This is a genomic window from Stenotrophomonas sp. 3diitr2024 (genome assembly GCF_042136455.1).
GTDB classification, from domain to species: Bacteria; Pseudomonadota; Gammaproteobacteria; order Xanthomonadales; family Xanthomonadaceae; genus Stenotrophomonas; species Stenotrophomonas sepilia.
In genome coordinates, this window is the sequence record NZ_JBHHMJ010000218.1 from 1 (window position 1) to 317 (window position 317).

The following is a 317-nucleotide window of genomic DNA, read 5'->3' on the forward strand; positions in this document are numbered from 1 at the left end:
CCACGAAGTCGCGGCTGCGCGCGGCCTGCGCCAGGTCGGTCCAGATGCTGTGGAACACCAGCATGTCGCCGGCGCGCAGCTGCACGTCGCGCACGTCCTCGCGGATCACCTGCTTGTCCAGATCGCCGATGCCGTGCAGCACCAGGGTGCCGATCAGCACCGGCGCCAGCATGCCGGCGATCTTGTTGCAGATGCCCATCAGCGCGATGCCGCCCTCCCAGCCGCCGAACACGGCCACAACCAGGGCCAGTTGGATGAACTTGTCAGTCTTGGCGTGCATAGCTCTTCTCCACTTCGCCGCGCAGGCAGGCCCATAT

General features: G+C 66.6%; 1 protein-coding gene. It reads right to left on the bottom strand.

All coding sequences use genetic code 11. The features are described from left to right. Positions 1-280: hypothetical protein (locus tag ABGA94_RS05015; protein WP_375366557.1), on the bottom strand; the 280-nt coding region annotated here is incomplete at its 3' end. Positions 281-317 lie beyond the last annotated feature (37 nt).